The 18467-nt window shown below is 69.3% G+C and carries 14 protein-coding genes, 3 tRNA genes and 1 pseudogene; 15 read left to right on the top strand and 3 right to left on the bottom strand.

The genetic code is table 11. The annotated features are described in order from the left end of the window. Positions 1 to 7: 7 nt before the first annotated feature. The 3 genes from FHG54_RS00210 to FHG54_RS00200 all read left to right on the top strand — a co-directional run bounded on the left by FHG54_RS00210 (position 8) and on the right by FHG54_RS00200 (position 3105). Positions 8 to 727 carry a prepilin peptidase gene (locus FHG54_RS00210; RefSeq protein ID WP_139415373.1) on the top strand — a complete coding sequence of 240 codons (720 nt, stop codon included), beginning with the start codon at positions 8 to 10 and terminating at the stop codon, positions 725 to 727. A gap of 195 nt (positions 728 to 922) precedes the next feature. Continuing rightward, complete coding sequence (locus FHG54_RS00205) at positions 923 to 1885, top strand: alpha/beta hydrolase (RefSeq protein ID WP_233437921.1); 963 nt, start codon at positions 923 to 925, stop codon at positions 1883 to 1885. Between the two features lie 185 nt (positions 1886 to 2070). After that, the gene (locus FHG54_RS00200) at positions 2071 to 3105 is read left to right on the top strand and encodes a type IV toxin-antitoxin system AbiEi family antitoxin domain-containing protein (protein WP_168197041.1); all 1035 of its coding nucleotides are present in this window, start codon (positions 2071 to 2073) and stop codon (positions 3103 to 3105) included. A gap of 163 nt (positions 3106 to 3268) precedes the next feature. On the opposite strand, the gene FHG54_RS00195 is transcribed toward FHG54_RS00200, so the two are convergent. Both FHG54_RS00195 and FHG54_RS00190 read right to left on the bottom strand, forming a co-directional pair. After that, positions 3269 to 3757 (bottom strand): YajQ family cyclic di-GMP-binding protein, encoded by a 489-nt coding sequence (locus FHG54_RS00195; RefSeq protein WP_139415370.1) that lies wholly within the window; start codon positions 3755 to 3757, stop codon positions 3269 to 3271. Positions 3758 to 3800: 43 nt separating this feature from the next. Continuing rightward, complete coding sequence (locus FHG54_RS00190; RefSeq protein WP_139415369.1) at positions 3801 to 4820, bottom strand: LacI family DNA-binding transcriptional regulator; 1020 nt, start codon at positions 4818 to 4820, stop codon at positions 3801 to 3803. A 211-nt stretch (positions 4821 to 5031) separates the two neighbouring features. On the opposite strand from FHG54_RS00190, the gene FHG54_RS16185 reads away from it, so the two are divergent. The 6 genes and pseudogenes from FHG54_RS16185 to FHG54_RS00160 all read left to right on the top strand — a co-directional run bounded on the left by FHG54_RS16185 (position 5032) and on the right by FHG54_RS00160 (position 9845). Then, the gene (locus FHG54_RS16185) at positions 5032 to 5196 is read left to right on the top strand and encodes a hypothetical protein (protein ID WP_168197040.1); all 165 of its coding nucleotides are present in this window, start codon (positions 5032 to 5034) and stop codon (positions 5194 to 5196) included. A 4-nt stretch (positions 5197 to 5200) separates the two neighbouring features. Continuing rightward, on the top strand, positions 5201 to 5860 hold the full coding sequence (locus FHG54_RS00185; protein WP_139415368.1) for a PH domain-containing protein: 660 nt from the start codon (positions 5201 to 5203) through the stop codon (positions 5858 to 5860). 79 nt (positions 5861 to 5939) lie between these two features. Beyond that, a tRNA-Tyr gene (locus FHG54_RS00180) sits at positions 5940 to 6024 on the top strand. A gap of 200 nt (positions 6025 to 6224) precedes the next feature. Next, a pseudogene (locus FHG54_RS00175) lies at positions 6225 to 7059 on the top strand (inositol monophosphatase family protein). A gap of 547 nt (positions 7060 to 7606) precedes the next feature. Next, complete coding sequence (locus tag FHG54_RS16990; RefSeq protein ID WP_168197039.1) at positions 7607 to 8656, top strand: M23 family metallopeptidase; 1050 nt, start codon at positions 7607 to 7609, stop codon at positions 8654 to 8656. 211 nt (positions 8657 to 8867) lie between these two features. After that, positions 8868 to 9845, top strand: coding sequence for an endonuclease domain-containing protein (locus FHG54_RS00160; RefSeq protein ID WP_139415366.1), 978 nt, complete (start codon positions 8868 to 8870; stop codon positions 9843 to 9845). A gap of 195 nt (positions 9846 to 10040) precedes the next feature. Here FHG54_RS00160 and FHG54_RS00155 read toward each other — a convergent pair whose 3' ends face one another. Further along, positions 10041 to 11738, bottom strand: coding sequence for a glycoside hydrolase family 13 protein (locus FHG54_RS00155; RefSeq protein WP_139415365.1), 1698 nt, complete (start codon positions 11736 to 11738; stop codon positions 10041 to 10043). Between the two features lie 263 nt (positions 11739 to 12001). On the opposite strand from FHG54_RS00155, the gene FHG54_RS00150 reads away from it, so the two are divergent. From FHG54_RS00150 to FHG54_RS00125, 6 genes are all read left to right on the top strand, one after another. After that, on the top strand, positions 12002 to 13237 hold the full coding sequence (locus FHG54_RS00150) for a sugar ABC transporter substrate-binding protein (RefSeq protein WP_139415364.1): 1236 nt from the start codon (positions 12002 to 12004) through the stop codon (positions 13235 to 13237). Positions 13238 to 13323: 86 nt separating this feature from the next. Further along, positions 13324 to 14943, top strand: a complete 1620-nt coding sequence (locus FHG54_RS00145; protein ID WP_139415363.1) for an ABC transporter permease subunit — start codon at positions 13324 to 13326, stop codon at positions 14941 to 14943. A gap of 65 nt (positions 14944 to 15008) precedes the next feature. Then, positions 15009 to 15932: a sugar ABC transporter permease gene (locus tag FHG54_RS00140; protein WP_139418203.1), complete on the top strand. Its 924-nt coding sequence runs from the start codon at positions 15009 to 15011 to the stop codon at positions 15930 to 15932. A gap of 245 nt (positions 15933 to 16177) precedes the next feature. Then, on the top strand, positions 16178 to 18058 hold the full coding sequence (locus FHG54_RS00135; protein WP_233437810.1) for a glycoside hydrolase family 13 protein: 1881 nt from the start codon (positions 16178 to 16180) through the stop codon (positions 18056 to 18058). 100 nt (positions 18059 to 18158) lie between these two features. Continuing rightward, positions 18159 to 18230 (top strand) — tRNA-Thr (locus FHG54_RS00130). Between the two features lie 47 nt (positions 18231 to 18277). Continuing rightward, a tRNA-Met gene (locus tag FHG54_RS00125) sits at positions 18278 to 18351 on the top strand. Positions 18352 to 18467 lie beyond the last annotated feature (116 nt).

Here is an 18467-nt window from a genome sequence, read left to right as displayed (position 1 = left end):
CTCGATCATGCCCTTCGCCTGGTCGACGTTCCTGGTGACGATCGGCGCGGCGCTCGCCGGCGTCGCACTCGGCTGGTGGCCGCTCGCCGACTGGAGCCGACGGTCGATGAAGCGCGAGCGGATGCCGCGGCGCCCGCTACTCGCACTGCCGGGTCTGCGCACTCTGGGGTGGCCGCGCACGCTGCGCACGCCGCGCACGCTGCGCGCGATCGCCGCCGTCACGACCGCGATCGTCTTCGGCCTGCTCGCCCTGCGCTTCGGACTCTCGTGGACCCTGCCCGCGCTGCTCGTCTTCGCCGCGTGCGCGACCGTGCTGTCGATCGTCGATCTGGCCGAGCAGCGTCTGCCGAATGCCGTGGTCTTCCCTGCGCTCGGCGCCGTCGCGGTGCTGCTGGTGCCGGCGACGTGGGCGACGGGCACCTGGATGCCGCTGCTGTGGGCCGTGACCGGCGCGGCGGCGATGTTCGCCGTGTTCCTCATGCTGGCGCTCATCTCGCCATCGTCGATGGGCATGGGCGACGTGAAGCTCGCGCTCGTGATCGGGCTGCTGCTCGGCTGGTTCGGACTGTCGGCGTGGCTGGTCGGGCTGCTCGCGGCCTTCGTCGTCGGCGGCCTGGTCGCGATCGTCGCGCTCGTGCTGAAGCGCGTGACACTGCGCGGTTCGATCCCGTTCGGGCCGTCGATGCTCGCCGGGGCGCTCATCGCCGTGCTCTTCGTCGGCCCGTAGGCGTGCTCTTCTCGCGACGTTGCCCGGAGTGCCCGCTCGATAGGCTGACCACACGACGGGGGGAGACGTGCCGTGAGTGGAACCGACGGCAGCAGCCGGCCCGGCAGCGGGCCCGGCAACGAGCTCGCCAACGGGCCCGGCAATGAGCCCGGTAGCGGGCCCGGCAGCGGGCTCGGCAACGGGTGGCGACCCGACGTGCTCGGTGCCGGATTCGAGCAGCACACCCTCCCGCTCGGCACCGACGCCGAGGGCGAGGTCGTGGCAACCCTCGTGCGGTACCGACCTCCGTGGCGCCTGCGATTGACGCGAGGTGCGGCATCCGGAGCCGATGTGCTGTACGTGCACGGATGGAGCGACTACTTCTTCAATCGCGAGCTCGCCGAGTACTGGTCGAACGCCGGCGCGCGATTCTTCGCCCTCGATCTGCGCAAGTACGGGCGGAGCCTGCGCCCCGGCCAGACCCCCGGATTCATCACCGACCTCGCCGAATACGACGCCGACATCGAGGCCGCGCTCGCCGCGATGGGGCAGGGCGCGCCCGGGCGCCCGCTGATCCTGCTCGGGCACTCGACCGGCGGGCTCGTCCTCAGCCTGTGGGCCGCGCGGAACCCCGGGCGTGCCTCGGCGCTCGTGCTGAACAGTCCGTGGCTCGAGTTCCAGGCGAGCCGGCTCGGCCGCGAGGCGCTCGCGCCCGTCATCGGCTGGGGTGCGAAGGTCAATCCGCTCGCGACCCTGCCGAGCGTCGATCTCGGGTTCTACAACCGCACGGTCTCGAAGGAGCTCGACGGCGAGTGGGAGTTCAACCCCGACTGGCGGCCGGTGCGCGGGTTCATGGTGCATCCGGCCTGGCTGCGGGCGGTGCTCGCCGGGCATGCGACCGTGGCGGCCCGGATCGACGTCGGCGCTCCCGTGCTCACACTGCTGTCGAAGCGTTCGACCCTGCAGGCACGATGGGATCCGGCGATGGCATCATCTGACATCGTGCTCGTCGTCGACGAGGTCGCCGAGCGCACCTTGCGGCTCAGCCAGGTCGGCGCCGTGGCGCGCATCGACGGGGCGCTGCACGACGTGTTCCTCTCGCGCGGGCCCGTGCGGGCGGCGGCGTACGCCGCAATCACGGAGTGGCTGCACGGCTACGCCCCCCGCCGCCCCCGGTAGATCACGTCGGAGGTCGGGAATCCCGTCGGAGGATGTGGATTCGTTGCCTCCGATGCGAGAACCTTCCTCCGACGGGCGTGCGGAGAGCGCCGCGACTCGTCCTCGACAGCACCGCAGCCCGGCGTGTTGTCGACCGAGCGACGCGCAGCGTGATCGAAGGCCGTGCGGAGGTGCAGACTCGCGGCATGCCCGACCTCCCGACGACGACTCACGGACTCATCCGCTTCGACGAAGTGCGTGCGACGGGCCGCGAACCCGAGCTCACCGCCGCGCTCGCAAGGGGGCGCGTCATCCGAGTCCGCCGGGGCGTCTACGCGCCGGCGGCGGACCCGAGCCAGCCGGGTGTCTCTGCGGGTGAGCACGACACGAATCGATACCTGACCGCGGTTCGCGCGGCCGGCGAGACGCTGCGGCATCCGGTCTTCACGAGCTTCTCGGCGCTTGCACTCGCGCGGCTCCCGATCCACGGCCGCTGGCCGACCGAGATCTACGTGATGTCGAGTGGCCAGCAAGGCCATCGCCGCGCAGGGGTGACGTCGGTGGCGGGCTCGTACGATCCGGCGCACGGCGTCGAGGATCTGCATGCCGTGACCTCACTCGAATTCACGCTCATCCAGATGTGCCGCCACGCGACAATGGCTGCGGCAGTGGTCGCGATGGATGCCGCGTTGCGGGCGCCGCGGTTCGGGCCAGGGCGCCCGTGCACGACCATGACGGCCGTTCGGGCCGAGCACGAACGGCTGCTGCCCTATCGCGGCAGCCGGCGAACGGAGGCGGTGCTCGCGCGCGCGACCGAGCAGGCGGACACCCCGCTCGAGACCGTCGGTCGACTGGTGATCGAAGAGCTGGGCTTCGAGGAGCCCGAACTGCAACACGAACTCTGGCTCCCCGAGCTCGGGCGGCGTGCATTCCTCGACTTCTACTGGCGAAGCGTCGATGCGGGCGGTGAGGCCGATGGTCGCGGAAAATACCTCGGCCGAGCGAACACGGCCGAACGGGCCGCGTCAGCGGTCATCGCCGAGAAGGAGCGCGAGAACGCGATTCGGCGTCAGCTTCGGGCATTCGACCGATGGGACTGGGCCGAGACACTGGAGAGATCGCCGCTCGAGCGTCGTCTCACGGCGATGGGCGTGCCGCGAACTCGTCGGCGGCGCGTGCGCCTCGTCGATGCACCTGATGCACCGGCGGCGCGCAGCCGGAACAGTCGCCGCCCGGCCTGACGGCTCCCGTCGGAGGCAACGGGTGCCGTCGGAGGCAAGGGGTGCCGTCGGAGGCAACCGACCCGGGCCCTCGGACGGGCTACCTTGCCTCCGACGCGCAGGGGCAGCGCCGCGCAGGCGCAGCGCCGCGCAGAGACGCGCCGCGCAGGGGCAGCGCCGCGAGTCAGCGGAAGTTCACGAACTGGAGTGCCACGTCGAGGTCTTTGCCCTTCAGCAGCGCCATCGTCGCCTGCAGGTCGTCGCGGCTCTTCGAGGAGACGCGCACCTCGTCGCCCTGCGTCTGGCTCTTCACGCTCTTCGGCGCCTCGTCGCGGATGAGCTTGTTGATCTTCTTCGCGTTCTCGGAGTCGATGCCGGCCTTCATGGCGGTCTCGATGCGGAACTCCTTGCCCGACGCATACGGCTCCCCGGCGTCGAGCGAGCGCAGCGAGATGCCGCGCTTGATGAGCTTCGCCTCGTAGACCTCGAGGATCGCCTTCGCGCGCTCCTCGCTGTTGGCCTTGATGAGCACCTTCTCGCCGGACTGCTCGATCGATGCGCCGATGTTCTTGAAGTCGTAGCGCTGCGCGACCTCTTTCTGCGCCTGGTGGAGGGCGTTGTCGGCCTCCATCTGGTCGACCTTGGAAACGATGTCGAACGTTGCATCTGCCATGCCGCCCAGTGTATCGACGAGCGGATGCCGCGGGGCGTGCAGCTCAGTCGGGCGGGCGGGCCGTCGACGAGCGCACCCGCAACTCGTACGGCAGGGGAGTGGCGGCGGGCGCCGCGGCATCCGTGCTGCTCGGCTCGAGCTCGTCCATGAGGATCTCGACCGCCATCTCGCCCTGCAGCCGCGGGAATTGCGCAACCGTCGTGAGGCCGAAGAACTCGGCGAGGTCGTGGTCGTCGATGCCGGCGACCGAGACGTCGCGGGGCACGACGAGGCCGAGGTCGCGCGCGGCAAGGATCGAGCCGATCGCCATCTCGTCGGATGCCGCGAAGATCGCGGTCGGCCGGTTGTTCGGGGCGCCGAGCAACTGCTTCGCGGCGTGGTAGCCGCCGCGGATCGTGAAGTCGGCCGGCGCGAACAGGCGAGGGTCGGCCTCGATGCCCACGTCGTTGAGCGCGGCCTCGTAGCCGATGCGGCGGTTCGTGGGCAGGTGGAAGTCCACGTCGAACTCGGGATCGCCGCCGATGTGGGCGATGCGGGTGTGGCCGAGTTCGATGAGATGCTCGGTCGCGAGTCGCGCGACGGCGGCATCGTCGATCGTGAGCGTGCGGACGCCGGGGATCGGTCCGCCGACGCCGACGAGCGGTTTGCCGAGTTCGTGCAGGCGCGCGACCTCTGGCTCGGTGAGCTCGAGCGAGACGGCGATGACCGCGTCGACGCGCTGGCGCAGCAGGAAGTGCTCGAAGACGCTCGCGCGTTCACGGCCGTCGCCCGAGAGGTTGTAGAGGGTGAGGTCGTAGCCGCTGCGGAGGAGCGACTGCTGAGCGCCCTCGAGCACGGAGGAGAAGAACCAGCGGTTCAGGAACGGCACGACGACGCCGATGTTGCGCGTGCGGCCGGAGGCGAGGCTCGAGGCGTTCGAGGAGACGACGTAGCCGAGCAACGCGGCGGCCTCCTCGACCTTCGCCTTCGATCCCGGCGACACATGGCCCCGGCCGCTGAGCGCACGCGACACCGTCGCGGTGGACACCCCCGCGAGCCTCGCGACCTCTTCGATGCCGGCCATGCCCCCTCGTTCCAGGTCTCGCCGAGCCGATTTCCCCGGGAACGCCGGGGCAGTTGCCGGCCACGCCGGTTCAGAGGAATCCTATCGTCCGGTGTCGCGGGCCACCGCGTGGCGCATTGTCTCGCTCCATGGAGTGCGGTAGAAACGATTGTCGTGGCCGGCTCTGGGGGGTGGCGGCCCACCCCAGTCGCCGATTCGAAGGGAACCACCCGTGAAGTGGCTCAAGGGCATCGTCGTGGTGTTGGTCGTGGTCTTCGCTCTGTTCTACATGATCAGTCGCCCGGAAGACGCCGCGAATGTCGTCGAGGGCGCGTTCGGCGCGGTCGTGTCGGCATCAGAGGCAGTGGGCAGGTTCTTCACCTCGCTCGCCACATGAGGCCATGAGCGTGTTCGGCTTCACTCCGCGCGTCGAGCGGCATCTCATCGCCGACGAAGGCGAAGTGATCGTCGACGAGGTGCACAAGCACTGGGCGGCGGTCGCGAGCGCCGTGCTCGAGATGCTCCTGGCGGTGCCGGCACTCGTGCTGCTCACGTGGATGCCCCCGCAGCTGTACTGGCTGCCGCTCTTCCTCGCGCTCTTCCTGGCCCTGCACGGGCTCTGGCGCATCCTGCAGTCGCGCATGGATCGCTTCGTGATCACGAACATGCGGGTGTTCCGGGTGCACGGCATCCTGTCGCAACGCATCGCGACCATGCCGATCTCGCGAATCCTCGACATCTCGGTGCATACGCCGCTCATCGGCCGGGTGTTCGGCTACGGTCATTTCGTCTTCGAGTCGGCGGCGCAGGATCAGGGCCTCCGCGAGATCAGATTCGTCGGTTCGCCCGACCAGCGCGGCGCCACGATCCAGCGAGTCATCCAGCGATCGGGACTCCGCGGGCCGACGCGCCGGATGCAGCGGGATGCGGCCTACGAAGAGGTGCCGGCACCGGTGGTCGCAGAGCCCCGCTACGACCCTGCGCCACAACCTGATCGCTACGACACGACCCCGCAGCGCGACCAGAACGACACCGCCGAGATCCCGTGGTGGCGTCTGTAGCCGTCGATTTCTCGCACCGGCCGTCGGCGGGTACTCTTGACAGGCCCCCGGTTGTGTGCAGAACGTGGTCGGGTGCGATGGCGAGTTACCCAAGCGGCCAAAGGGATCTGACTGTAAATCAGACTGCTCAGCATTCGGGGGTTCGAATCCCTCACTCGCCACCAGAGAAACCCCGGTCATCCGGGGTTTTCGTGGTTTCAGCATCGAGAGCGACGGATGCAGCTGGCCCGGCCTTGCCCTGGCCGGCGCGACCGCGCCGGCGCGGCCGGGGTGCGGCTAGCGTGAGGGCATGAGCGAACACGAGTCTGCAGGGGGCCACGACGAAGCGCTGCGCCAGGGCGAAGCACTGCGCCAGGGCGAAGCGATGCGCGCCGACGGGCGCACGGGCACCGAGGCATCCGCTGCCCTGCTCGACCTTGCGAGGCGCATCGCGCTGCAGGCGGCCGAGTTCGCGCGCGAGGCGCGTCGTGAGGGGGTGACGGTCGCTGCGACGAAGTCGTCGCCCGTCGACATCGTCACGGCGGTCGATCGCGAAACCGAGGCGCTCATCCGCCGGCTCGTGCTCGAGGCGCGACCCGACGACGGCATCGTCGGCGAGGAGGACGGCTCGAGCGTCGGCACGAGCGGTGTCAACTGGGTCGTCGATCCGATCGACGGCACCGTGAACTTCCTCTACGGCATTCCCAGCTGGTCGGTCAGCATCGCCGTCGTCGAAGGCTCTGACGACCCGCGCACCTGGACCGCGCTCGCCGGCGTCGTCGTGAACCCGATCACGGGCGAGGTGTTCGAGGCGAGTCGCGGAGGCGGGGCGCGCCTCGACGGGCGAGCGCTGCAGGTGAACACGGATGTGCCGCTCGCCCTCGCCCTCGTCGGCACCGGGTTCGCGTACTCGTCTGAGACGCGGCGTGCGCAGGCCGCGGTACTGCTCGAGCTGCTGCCGCTCGCTCGGGACATCCGCCGCATCGGATCGGCCGCCCTCGACCTGTGCTCGGTTGCGGCGGGCCGGCTCGATGCCTACTACGAGCGCGGCCTGAACCCCTGGGATCACGCCGCCGGCGCGCTGATCGCACAGGAGGCCGGCGCGAGGGTCGGCGGCCGCAGGGGCCGGCCGGCGACCGCCGAAACTCATGATCGCAGCGGCGCCCGCGCTCTACGACGAGCTCGCGGGCGCGCTGCGACACGCCGGGCTGGACGCCTGACGGGCGGGTGCGCCGAAGCGCCCGCGCGCCGCGGATGTCGCGGGGTTTCCCGGCATTCTGACAGCCGCGAAACCCGATTGCGAATGGCACGCAGGGTCGAGAGCGGGTACTGTTTACCAAGTCGTTATCTCGGCGTGATGCCGGGATGCCCACCTCCCAGCACGACCCAGTCCGTTTCCCCAACGTCGAGAGTCCCCTACACGTGCCCGAGTCCCCCCTCGTGCCCGACGATTCAACGCCAGGCACCCATGCTGCATCGCGGTCCGAACGACCCCTGACCCGTCGGGAGCTTCGCGAACGAGAGGCCGCCGAGGCACGTCGGGCGGCAGGCGCGTCGCGCACCGCAGGGAAAGCTGATGTTTCGGCACCGACCGCTCCCGCGGCTCCCGCCGCTCTCGCGGCTCCGGTCGTTCCCGCGGCACCGGTCGCTCCCGCGGCTCCAGCCGCTCTCGCGGCTCCGAAGGCAGGGTTCGATGATCTCTTCGCCGGGCTCGGCGCCGAATCCGAGCCTGTCGCGGTCGGCGACGACTCGGGTGCCGAACGGCCCGTGCGCTCGAAGCGTGCGGCCCGAGCAGCGCGAAAGGCCGAGAAGGCGGCGGCTCCCGGTTCCCGGCGCAGCTCGGCGCTCCCCGCTCCGACGGTCGACGTCGTGCCGCCGGCATCCGGAACATCGTCGGGCGACGATCTCGCCGCCGTGATCTCGGCCTCGGCCGTGTCGGCTTCCGCGCCGGCAACCCGGCAGCCGACTGACGGACCCGACGGTCGGCGCTCGCGTCGCGCCGCAGAGGCCACCGGTTCGCGCCGAGGCGCACCGCGCCGGCCGCCGGCGGCGAGCACGAGCACGTCAGCCGCCTCGTCGCGACCGGCACCCAAGGGTCGCTCGAAGCGCGTCAACCGGTTCGCTCGCGTGACGAGCGGGTTCGTGGCGATGAGCTTTGCGGCAATGCTCGCGCTTGCGACATCCGTGCCCTCGCTGTCGCTGTTGTCTCCCGCCGACGTGCAGGCGATGGCGCTCGAGCCGTCCGTCAGCATCGCACCAGGTCAGGTGGTGGAGTTCTCGGGCAATGCGGTCGCGCAGACCGTGCAGCGCGACGGCTTCGAAACGCAGACGATCGACGAGTATGCGCAGGCCGCCGGCATCCGCGCCGAGGCGACGTTCACGAACAACCCGTCCGGCACGATCCAGTGGCCGTTCGCGGTGGGCGTGCACATCGGCGACCACTTCGGGTATCGCGACTGCGCGGGCTGCTCGAGCGACCACGGCGGCCAGGACTTCAACCCGGGGCTCGGTGCAGAGATCCAGTCCATCGCCGACGGCGTCGTCGTCAACTCGACCGACTCGGGCGGATCCCTCGGCGTCGTCATGATGATCGACCACATGATCGACGGCAAGCGCGTCACGAGCGTCTACGCCCACATGGTGCACGACTCGCGCCGGTTCGAGACGGGCGACACCGTCAAGGTCGGTGACGTGATCGGTCAGACCGGTGACACCGGCATGTCGACCGGCCCGCACCTGCACTTCGAGATCCGCCTCGGCGGCATGAGCGGCACCAAGGTCGACCCGCTCGAATGGCTCTACGCGAACACCAACTGAGGCGGCGGGGACGCCTCGCTGATCCCTTGGGCGCCTGACGCTGCGTGCTGATCACGTGGCCTCGCCGCATTCTGCAGGCGATTTCGACTCTCGCGGCGAGATGCGGATGCATGACGCGATATCGCCTGCATCGTGCAGGGACGCGAGGGAACGATCCCGAGTTCTCCACAGGCATCCATCACGCTCGCGCCGAACGAGACAGACTCTCGGCATGCCGACCCCTTCTCGTGCGCAGGCTCACTCGTCGTCGCGATCGATCCGCCCGGCCGCCGCGGTCCGCCCGGCCGCCGCGATCCGCCCGGCCGCCGCGATCCGGGCGCGTGCGGGCGCGCTGCCGGTCCGAGAGCTCGACCGGCTCGGCGTCTCGAGATCGGCCAGGGCGGCAGCGGTCGCCGCCGGATCGATCATCGCCGTTCGTCCCGGATGGTTCGCCGTTCACGATGCTCCGACTGCCGTGCTCGACGCGGTGCGAGTGGGCGGCGCGCTGACCGCGGCATCCGTGGCCCGGCTGCACGGTCTCTGGTTGCTGGGCGATCCGCAACTGCACGTGCGCGTGGCGGCGGGCGCATCGCGCCTGCGCTCGCCCGCCGACCGCGCCGTCCCACTCGCCGCAGCTCACGAGGTGTGCGTGCACTACCGCCAGCGTCGGGGCGGGCCGGGCGACCTGCCCGCTCGCGACGGATTGCCGCGCGCGCTCGCCGAGATGTTCACGCGCGAGGGAGTGGTGCCGACCATGACCGCGCTCGATTCGGCGCTGAACTCCGGTGAGCTGGGCTCGACCGGGCGAGCGGAGGTGCGCGCGCTCGTGCCCGGCCGATTCCGTCGCTTCGTCGATGCCGCCGACGCCGGATGCGACTCAGGGCTCGAGACCATCGCCCGTCTGCTTCTCGTCTCGCGAAGGGTGCGGCACATCACGCAGGCGTGGATCCCGGGCGTCGGGCGCGTCGACCTGCTCATCGGCGATCGTCTGGTCGTCGAACTGGACGGTGCCGGCTTCCACATCGATCCCCCCGAGTTCGAGGAGGATCGGCGCCGCGGCCTCGAGCTCGCGATGCAGGGCTACCTGCTCGTGCGGCTCACCTACCGCATGGTCGTCGACGAGTGGGAGCGCACACAGGGCATGGTGCTCGAGCTCATCGCGCGCGGCGAGCATCGATGGGGGTCGCGCGCGGCGCCTCACGGGCGGTGAGCGAGCGGATGCCGCGGGGTGTGCGCGTGCAGGTCGTGACCGTAGCGCGTTGCAGGCGATTTCGCATCAGGGGCCTCAGGGGAGACGTGTATGTGCGAATCGCCTGCAGCGTGCAGCGTGCAGCGCGCCGTGCGTCGTGCGCCGTGCAGCCTGCGAGACGCGAGACGCGAGACGCGAGACGCGAGACGCGCGCCGCTACGCCGCGAGCCAGGCCGTGGTGTCGGCGGGAAGCACGCGCCCGTCGAGCGGCTCGCTCGAGAGCAGCACCTCGCCGTCGGGCAGCTCGACCGGCGCGTCACCGGTGTTCGCGATCACCACGATGTCGCCGTTGCGGAACGCGACGACCGACTCGGGCTGACCCGGCAGCCACTCGACGGCACCGGCGCCGAGCTGACGCGCACGCCGCAGCGCGAGGGCGTCGCGATAGAGCGAGAGCGTCGAGGCGGGGTCGCCGCGCTGCACGTCGCGCGCGAGCGATGCCCACTGCTCGGGCTGCGGCAGCCACGAGGCATCCGTCGGGCCGAAGCCGTATGACGGCGCGGACGATTCCCAGGGCAGGGGCACGCGGCATCCGTCTCGTCCGTAGCGCTCGCCGGCGGTGCGGAACCACGTCGGATCCTGGCGGGCACCGTCGGGCAGGTCGATGACCTCGGGCAGGCCGAGCTCCTCGCCCTGGTAGATGTAGGCCGAGCCGGGCAGTGCGAGCATGAGGGCGGTCGCGGCGCGGGCGCGGCGCAGGCCGGCCTCGAACGACGGCAGGCCCTTCGAGCGGGGGCCGAGCCCGTGGCCCTGCGGATTCGCCTCGGTGACCGAGAGCCGGGTGGCATGCCGCACGACGTCGTGGTTCGAGAGCACCCAGGTCGAGGGCGCGCCGACAGCGGCGAACGCGTCGAGCGAGTCGTCGATGACGCGGCGCAGCGCCGCGGCGTTCCACGGCGTCTCGAGGTAGGCGAAGTTGAAGGCCTGGTGCATCTCGTCGGGCCGCACCCACTTCGCGACGCGGGAGAGCGGGTCGACCCACGCCTCTGCGGCGAGCACGCGCTCACCCGGGTACTCGTCGAGCAGCAGCCGCCAGTCGCGATAGATCTCGTGCACGCCGTCTTGCGCCCAGTACGGCGCGCTGTCGCCGTGCTCGTCGCTGATGCCGGGTTCGAGCGGGGCACCGGATGCCGCGGCATCCGTCGTGAGGCCACCGGCACCGCCCATGCTGCCGCCCTCGGCCGGAGGCGTGTAATCGGGCAGCCCTTCGGCCTTGACCATGCCGTGGGCGACGTCGACGCGGAACCCGTCGACACCGCGGTCGAGCCAGAAACGCAGGATGTCGCGGAACTCGTCGCGAACCTCTTCATTCGTCCAGTCGAAGTCGGGCTGCGAACTGTCGAACAGGTGCAGGTACCACTGGCCGGGGGTGCCGTCGGCCTCGAGCACGCGAGTCCACGCCGGGCCGCCGAAGACGGACTTCCAGTTGTTGGGCGCTTCGGAGCCGTCGTCACCCCGCCCGTCGCGGAAGAGATAGCGCGCGCGCTCGGCGCTGCCGGGCGCGGCGGCGAGCGCAGCCTGGAACCACACGTGCGCGTCGGAGGAGTGGTTGGGCACGAGGTCGACGATGACGCGGATGCCGCGGGCGTGCGACTCGGCGACCATCGCGTCGAAGTCGGCGAGCGTGCCGAAGAGCGGGTCGACATCGCGGTAGTCGGCGACGTCATAGCCTGCGTCGCGCTGCGGCGAGGTGTAGAAGGGGGAGAGCCAGATCGCGTCGATGCCGAGCTCCTGCAGCGCGCCGAGGCGGGAGGTGATGCCGGCGAGGTCGCCCATGCCGTCGCCGTTCGCGTCGGCGAACGAGCGGGGGTAGATCTGGTAGATCGCGGCGGTGCGCCACCATTCGGGAGTCATGCGGAAACTGTACGGGATCGAATCGCAATATGGAAACGCTTGCAGGATTCGGCCTTCGTGCGTGATCACGAACGGGTATCGATCCGTCGCGCCGGGTTTGATAACGCGCGCCCGGCAAGGTATACCTGTAATCGCTTGCACCAATCGGGCAATCCACACGGAAGAACGGCCTTTCGGGCGCGATGCCCGTTCCACTGCGGAACGGGAAGACCCATCCACCAGGCGAAGGCGCCGGTCTCACGCACACTGAGAAGGGCACACCAATGAGGGTGAACAAGAAGAGCCTCCTCGCGGCCGGAGCCGTCGCAGTCATCGCGACACTCGGTCTCGCGAGCTGCTCCGCAGGCGACAGCGGCTCCGAGGGCGAGGCTTCGTCGAGCGGCACGCTCACGGTCTGGGTCGACGCCGAGCGCGTCGACGCGATGAAGGGCGCGGCCTCTGCATACACCGACAAGACCGGCGTCGAGGTCGAACTCGTCGGCAAGGATGTCGCAGACATCAAGGACGACTTCATCCAGCAGGTGCCGACCGGCAAGGGCCCCGACATCACCATGGGTGCGCACGACTGGCTCGGCGAACTCTCGACGAACGGCGTCGTCGCGCCGATCGAGCTGGGCGACTCGGCCGCCGACTACCTGCCGGTCGCGATCGCGGCGTCGACCTACGAAGGCACCACGTACATGCTTCCGTACGCGGTCGAGAACATCGCGGTGCTCCGCAACGCCGACCTCATTCCCGAGGCCGCCGCGAACTTCGACGACATGATCGCCAAGGGGCAGGCCGCCGGTCTCACCCAGCCGTTCGTCGTCGAGCAGGGCGCCGAGGGCAACCCCTACCACCTCTACCCGTTCCAGACGGCGTTCGGCGCCCCCGTCTTCGGCTCGAACGACCAGGGCTACGACCCCGCCGACCTGCAGCTCGGCAACGCGGGCGGCGAGCAGTTCGCCACGTGGCTCGGCGGCCAGGGCAAGAACGGCACCGGGGTCTTCAACACCGACATCGACGGTGAGATCGCCAAGCAGGCCTTCCTCGACGGCACGGCCGCCTTCTGGCTCACCGGGCCGTGGAACGTCGGTGCGGCGATCGACGCCGGCATCAATGTCTCCATCGACAAGGTGCCGAGCCCGACCGCAGACCCGGCCCAGCCGTTCGCCGGCGTCAAGGGCTTCTTCATCTCGAGCGAGTCGAAGAACCAGGTCGCCGCGAACGACTTCCTGGTGAACTACCTCGGCACCGAAGACGTGCAGCTCGAGCTCTTCGAGGCCGGCAACATCCTGCCGGCGCTCTCCGCCGCGGCCGACACCGCGTCGAGCGACCCGATCATCGAGGGCTTCGCCGCCGTCGGTGAAGACGCCGTGCCGATGCCCGCGATCCCCGCCATGGGTTCGGTGTGGACGTACTGGGGCATCGCCGAGGCCGACATCATCAACGGCGCCGACCCGGTCGCCACCTGGCAGAAGCTGGCCGCCGACGTGCAGGCCGCGATCGACGCCGGATAACGACGAGCGTCTCCGGGTCGGATGCGCGGCATCCGACCCGGAGCACTCATATCCGACGAGACGAGCGAGCGGGAAGAGCGAGCAGCATGAGCACCACCATCGACGACGAGGTCGCGTCGGGAACGCCCGAGAAACCCACGAAGCGACAGCGCCAGGCCGCCGGCATCGCCGACGCGGCATCCGGGGGCGTCAAGATGCTGCTCATCAAGCTGCTCGCGCTCGGTCTCGTCGACGCGATCTCGCTGTACGCGCTGTTCATCCTCGTGAGCGCGGGGGAGTGGCTGATCGCGGCGATCGTCGCGGTCGTCACCATCGCGGTGAACTGGATCTATTTCTCGCGCCGCAGGCTGCCGTCGAAGTACCTCACCCCCGGAGTCATCTTCCTCGTGGTGTTCCAGGTGTTCGTGCTCGTCTACACGGGTTACATCGCTTTCACCAACTACGGCACCGGCCACAACGGCTCGAAGGAGCAGGCCGTCTCGTCGCTCATGGCCTCGTCGCTGCAGCGCGTCGAGGACTCGCCGACCTACCCCGTGACGGTCGTCGACCAGCTCGGCACCCTGGGCCTGCTCGTGACCGATCCCGACGGCGACGCCTTCGTCGGCACGAACGAATCGCCGCTGACCGAGGTCGACGCGGAGTTCGACGGTGACAAGGCGGTCGCCGTCGACGGCTGGACCACGCTGCAGTTCGCCGACGTGCTCGCTCGCACCGACGAGATCACCGAGCTCGCGGTGCCGTTCTCCGACGACCCGAACGACGGTGCGCTGCGCACGCCAGACGGGTCGAGCGCCTACCAGTACATTTCGACGCTCGAGTACGACGAGGCGGCCGGAACGATCACGGATGTCGACACGGGAACCGTGTACTCCGACATCGGCACCGGAGCCTTCACCGCGCCCGACGGCGAGGAGCTGCTGCCCGGCTGGCAGATCACCGTCGGATTCGACAACTTCGTGCGAGCCGTCACCGATCCGCGCCTCGCCCAGCCGCTCGTCTACGTCACGCTCTGGACCTTCGCCTTCGCGATCATCTCGGTCGCATCGACGTTCTTCCTCGGGCTCTTCCTCGCGATCGTCTTCAACGACATGCGCATGCGCGGGCGAAAGTACTACCGGGTCGTGATGATCCTGCCGTACGCGATCCCCTCGTTCCTCTCGGCGCTCATCTGGGCGGGCATGATGAACGAGAGCTTCGGGTTCATCAACCAGGTCATCTTCGGCGGGGCATCCATACCCTGGCTCACCGACCCGTGGATGGCCAAGGTATCGGTGCTGATCGTGAACCTCTGGCTCGGGTTCCCCTACATGTTCCTGATCTGCATGGGCGCGCTGCAGTCGATTCCCGACGACATCCAAGAAGCGGCGACGGTCGACGGCGCGAGACCCTGGGCGGTGTTCCGGCTGATCAAGCTGCCCCTGCTGCTCGTCACGGTGGCGCCCCTGCTCATCGCCTCGTTCGCGTTCAACTTCAACAACTTCAATGTCATCTACATGTTGACCGACGGCGGCCCGCGCGACTCCGACGCTCCGATCCCCGTCGGGTTCACCGACATCCTCATCACGATGGTCTACAAGGTCGCGTTCACCGGTCAGGCGCGTGACTACGGACTCGCGAGCGCCTACTCGATCATCATCTTCATCGTGGTCGCGGTGATCTCGATCATCGCGTTCCGTCGCACCAAGAGCCTCGAGGAGCTGAACTGATGGCGAAGAAGGGCACGAAGGAGCACTACTCCTGGGTCGAGGCCGACCGCGTCGAGGGTGACATCATGGCTGCGGCGCTCGACGCCGAGGCTGAGCGGGCGGCACATCCGCGGGGCGTACCGCTCAAGCGCCCGTTCAACTTCAGCCGCTGGTTCCGGGCCACCGGATGGCGCCACGTCGTCGGCATCGTCATGGTCGTGTTCGCGATGTTCCCGATCGTGTTCGTGATCTCGTCGTCGCTGAACCCGAAGGGCACGCTCACCGGCTCGAACGCGCTGTTCTCGGCGATCGGCCTGGAGAGCTACGTGCGGATCCTCACGGACCCGCAGGTGCCGTACCCGCAGTGGTTCGCGAACACCCTCATCATCGCAAGTGTGACCGCCGTCGCCACGGTTTTCCTCGGCGCGCTCGCGGCGTACTCGTTCTCGCGCATGCGGTTCACCGGGCGCCGCTTCGGCCTCATCACGATCGTCGTCGTGCAGATGTTCCCGCAGTTGCTCGCGGTCGTCGCGATCTTCCTGCTGATGTCGACGATCAGCGACTGGTTCCCGGCGATCGGGTTGAACACGCACATCGGCCTGATCATGGTGTACCTCGGCGGCGCGCTCGGCGTGAACACGTTCCTCATGTACGGCTTCTTCAACACGATCCCGGCGTCGATCGACGAGGCGGCGCGGATCGACGGGGCCGGCCACGCCCGCATCTTCTTCACGATCATCCTGCGCCTCGCGGCGCCCATTCTCGCCGTGGTCGCGCTGCTCTCGTTCATCTTCACGGTGAACGAGTTCGTGGTGGCATCCGTGCTGCTCATCGACACCGAGAAGCAGACCCTCGCGGTGGGACTCACGAAGCTCGTGTCGAACCCGCGCTACGCCGACTGGAGCGCCTTCTCGGCGGGCGCCGTGATGGCGGCGCTGCCGGTGGTGGCGCTGTTCCTCTGGCTGCAGAGGTACATCGTCGGCGGACTCACGGCCGGCGCCGTCAAGTAACCCCCCGCACCACCCCACCACTACTTCTTCACCACCTTTCCCCACCTTTCCACCACTTTTCCACCACTCTTCTCAGGAACTTTTCGTTCGTTGCCGCCGGTTCAGCCGGATTTCTCCTGAATACTGCACGCTGGGAGACCTCGTTCCTGAAAAGAGAGGTTGCAAGTAGAGGAGAGGTTGCAAGTAGAGGAGAGGTTGCAAGTAGAGGAGAGGTTGCAAGTGGGGCGAATATGGAAGGACTGAGGATGACGCCGCACCATGACGGGTCGCCGCTGCACGTGTCGACGCAGACGCCGGCGCTCGGTGAGACCGTGCACGTTCGGCTGCGCGTGCCCGAGGCATTCGGGCCGCTGGCGTGGGTCGGTACCCGGTCGAACCCCAACCGGGAGCCGCGGTTCGACGAGGCATCCGTCGTCGCGACGGCCGATGGCTGGCAGTGGTGGGAGGCGGCCGTCGAGGTCGAGAATCCCGTGCACGGGTACCGGTGGCTGCTCGTCGGGCAGGACGGCCGTCAGCACTGGCTGAACCAGCTCGGCCTCTCGCGCGTCGAGACCCGCGATCACGACGACTTCACGCTCGTCGCGCACGAGCCGGCGCCCGAGTGGGCGGCGTCGAGCGTGATGTACCAGGTCTTCCCCGACCGGTTCGCGAAGTCGGCGTCGGCGCCGTTCGACCGCCTCAGGGCGCAGGGAGAACTGCCCGAGTGGGCCATGCCGGCCGACTGGAGCGACCCGGTCGACCCCGCGTACCCCGGCCGTTCGAAGCAGCTGTTCGGCGGCGACCTCGACGGCGTGCGCGAGCGCCTCGACCACCTCGAGTCGCTCGGCGTCGACTTGCTGTACCTGACGCCCGTCTTTCCGGCCCGGTCGAATCATCGCTACGACGCGTCGACCTTCGATGTCGTCGACCCGCTCCTCGGCGGCGACGAGGCGCTCGTGCGGCTCGTCGAGGCGGCCCACGCCCGCGGCATCCGCGTCATCGGCGACCTGACCTCGAACCACTCGGGCGATGCGCACGAGTGGTTCCGAGCGGCGCAGGCAGACCAGGATGCGCCTGAACGCGAGTTCTACTTCTTCCGCGACGAGGCCGACGGCGGAGGCTACGAGTCGTGGCTCGGAGTGCCGAGCCTGCCGAAGTTCGACTGGAGCTCCGCCGAACTCCGCCGACGCTTCATCGAGGGACCGGATTCCGTCGTCGCGCGCTTCCTCGAGCCGCCGTTCGAGCTCGACGGCTGGCGCATCGACGTCGCCAACATGACCGGCCGTCTCGGCGAAGCCGATCTCAACGCCGAGGTGCGCCAGACGATCCGCCGCACGATGCGCGACGTGAACCCCGACACCATCCTGCTGGCGGAGTCGACGAACGACGCCGCGAGCGATTTCCAGGGCGACGCGTGGCACGGCGCGATGACGTACACGCCGTTCACCCGGCCGCTCTGGAGCTGGCTGCTCGAACCGGGTAGCCGCGCCGGCGGCGGAATCGGCTTCGCCCTGCAGCAGGTGCCGACGTTCACGGGCGCCGAGTTCCACGCCGCGCACACGCGATTCGCCGCGGGATTCCCGTGGCACACGCGCCTCGCGACCATGAACGCGCTCGACACGCACGACACTCCGCGTTTCGCCACGCACGCACGACCGGGCGCCGTGCCCGTCGCGCTGGGTCTCGCCGTCACGCTGCCCGGCATCCCCGTCGTGTGGGCCGGTGACGAGTTCGGCCTGACCGGCGACGACGGCGAAGCCTCGCGCACCCCGATGCCATGGGGGAGCGAGCGCTCACCCGCGGTCGCGCCGATACTGGACACGTACCGTTCGCTGCTCGGGCTGCGCCGTCGGCATCCGGTGCTCGCGACGGGCGGCATCCGCTGGCTCGGCGCCGGCGACGACGCGGTCGCGTTCGTGCGCGAGTCGGTCGACGAGTCGGTACTCGTGTTCGCCGCTCGATCGGCCGCGACGCTCACATTCGATGCGGCAGCGCTCAGTGCAGCGGATGCCGCGGCTCGCCTCTTCGGCAACGCGCGGCTCGAGGCATCCGCCGGCCTCGTGACCCTTGAAGCCGAGGAAGCCGGCTTCGCCGCGTGGAGCCTGCCGGGGGTCGCGGCGCCGCCGTGGCGCGGTGAGGCCGCGTGATCGGCACCGACCCGGCGACCGCTGCCGGCCGCCTGCGGCAACGGTTCGGAGGTGCCGTCGAGAGGTGATATCCTCGTACGGTTGCCAAGTGCGGCAGCGTGCCCCGATAGCTCAGTGGTAGAGCACTTCCATGGTAAGGAAGGGGTCGTCAGTTCAATCCTGACTCGGGGCTCTGGTTCTCTTCGGTTCGGCCGTTCGGCGGGGCTGGGAAACCTACCCGGCGGGGTAGCTCAGGTGGTTAGAGCACACGGCTCATAATCGTGGTGTCGCGGGTTCGAGTCCCGCCCTCGCTACAACAAAGTGCGGATGGTCAGGGATCTCTGCCACGGAAGTGCTTGGAATCGTTCAACTTCTATTCCTGCGGTCCGCGTATTCCTCGGTCTCCTGATGTGGGGGGACCTCTCGGAGG

The sequence above is a fragment of the Agromyces laixinhei genome, from assembly GCF_006337065.1.
In the GTDB taxonomy this organism is placed as follows: domain Bacteria; phylum Actinomycetota; class Actinomycetes; order Actinomycetales; family Microbacteriaceae; genus Agromyces; species Agromyces laixinhei.
Note: the sequence above shows the minus strand (reverse complement) of the source record. Positions and strands in the feature narration are given on the sequence as shown.

Bases quoted from the DNA above. Each gene is read 5' to 3' on its own strand.
- FHG54_RS00210 (WP_139415373.1), top strand. From the start codon at position 8: ATGCCCTTCGCCTGGTCGACGTTCCTGGTGACGATCGGCGCGGCGCTC.
- FHG54_RS00200 (WP_168197041.1), top strand. From the start codon at position 2,071: ATGCCCGACCTCCCGACGACGACTCACGGACTCATCCGCTTCGACGAA.
- FHG54_RS00195 (WP_139415370.1), bottom strand. From the start codon at position 3,757: ATGGCAGATGCAACGTTCGACATCGTTTCCAAGGTCGACCAGATGGAG.
- FHG54_RS00190 (WP_139415369.1), bottom strand. From the start codon at position 4,820: ATGGCCGGCATCGAAGAGGTCGCGAGGCTCGCGGGGGTGTCCACCGCG.
- FHG54_RS00185 (WP_139415368.1), top strand. From the start codon at position 5,201: ATGAGCGTGTTCGGCTTCACTCCGCGCGTCGAGCGGCATCTCATCGCC.
- FHG54_RS00160 (WP_139415366.1), top strand. From the start codon at position 8,868: ATGCCGACCCCTTCTCGTGCGCAGGCTCACTCGTCGTCGCGATCGATC.
- FHG54_RS00155 (WP_139415365.1), bottom strand. From the start codon at position 11,738: ATGACTCCCGAATGGTGGCGCACCGCCGCGATCTACCAGATCTACCCC.
- FHG54_RS00150 (WP_139415364.1), top strand. From the start codon at position 12,002: ATGAGGGTGAACAAGAAGAGCCTCCTCGCGGCCGGAGCCGTCGCAGTC.
- FHG54_RS00145 (WP_139415363.1), top strand. From the start codon at position 13,324: ATGAGCACCACCATCGACGACGAGGTCGCGTCGGGAACGCCCGAGAAA.
- FHG54_RS00140 (WP_139418203.1), top strand. From the start codon at position 15,009: ATGGCTGCGGCGCTCGACGCCGAGGCTGAGCGGGCGGCACATCCGCGG.
- FHG54_RS00135 (WP_233437810.1), top strand. From the start codon at position 16,178: ATGACGCCGCACCATGACGGGTCGCCGCTGCACGTGTCGACGCAGACG.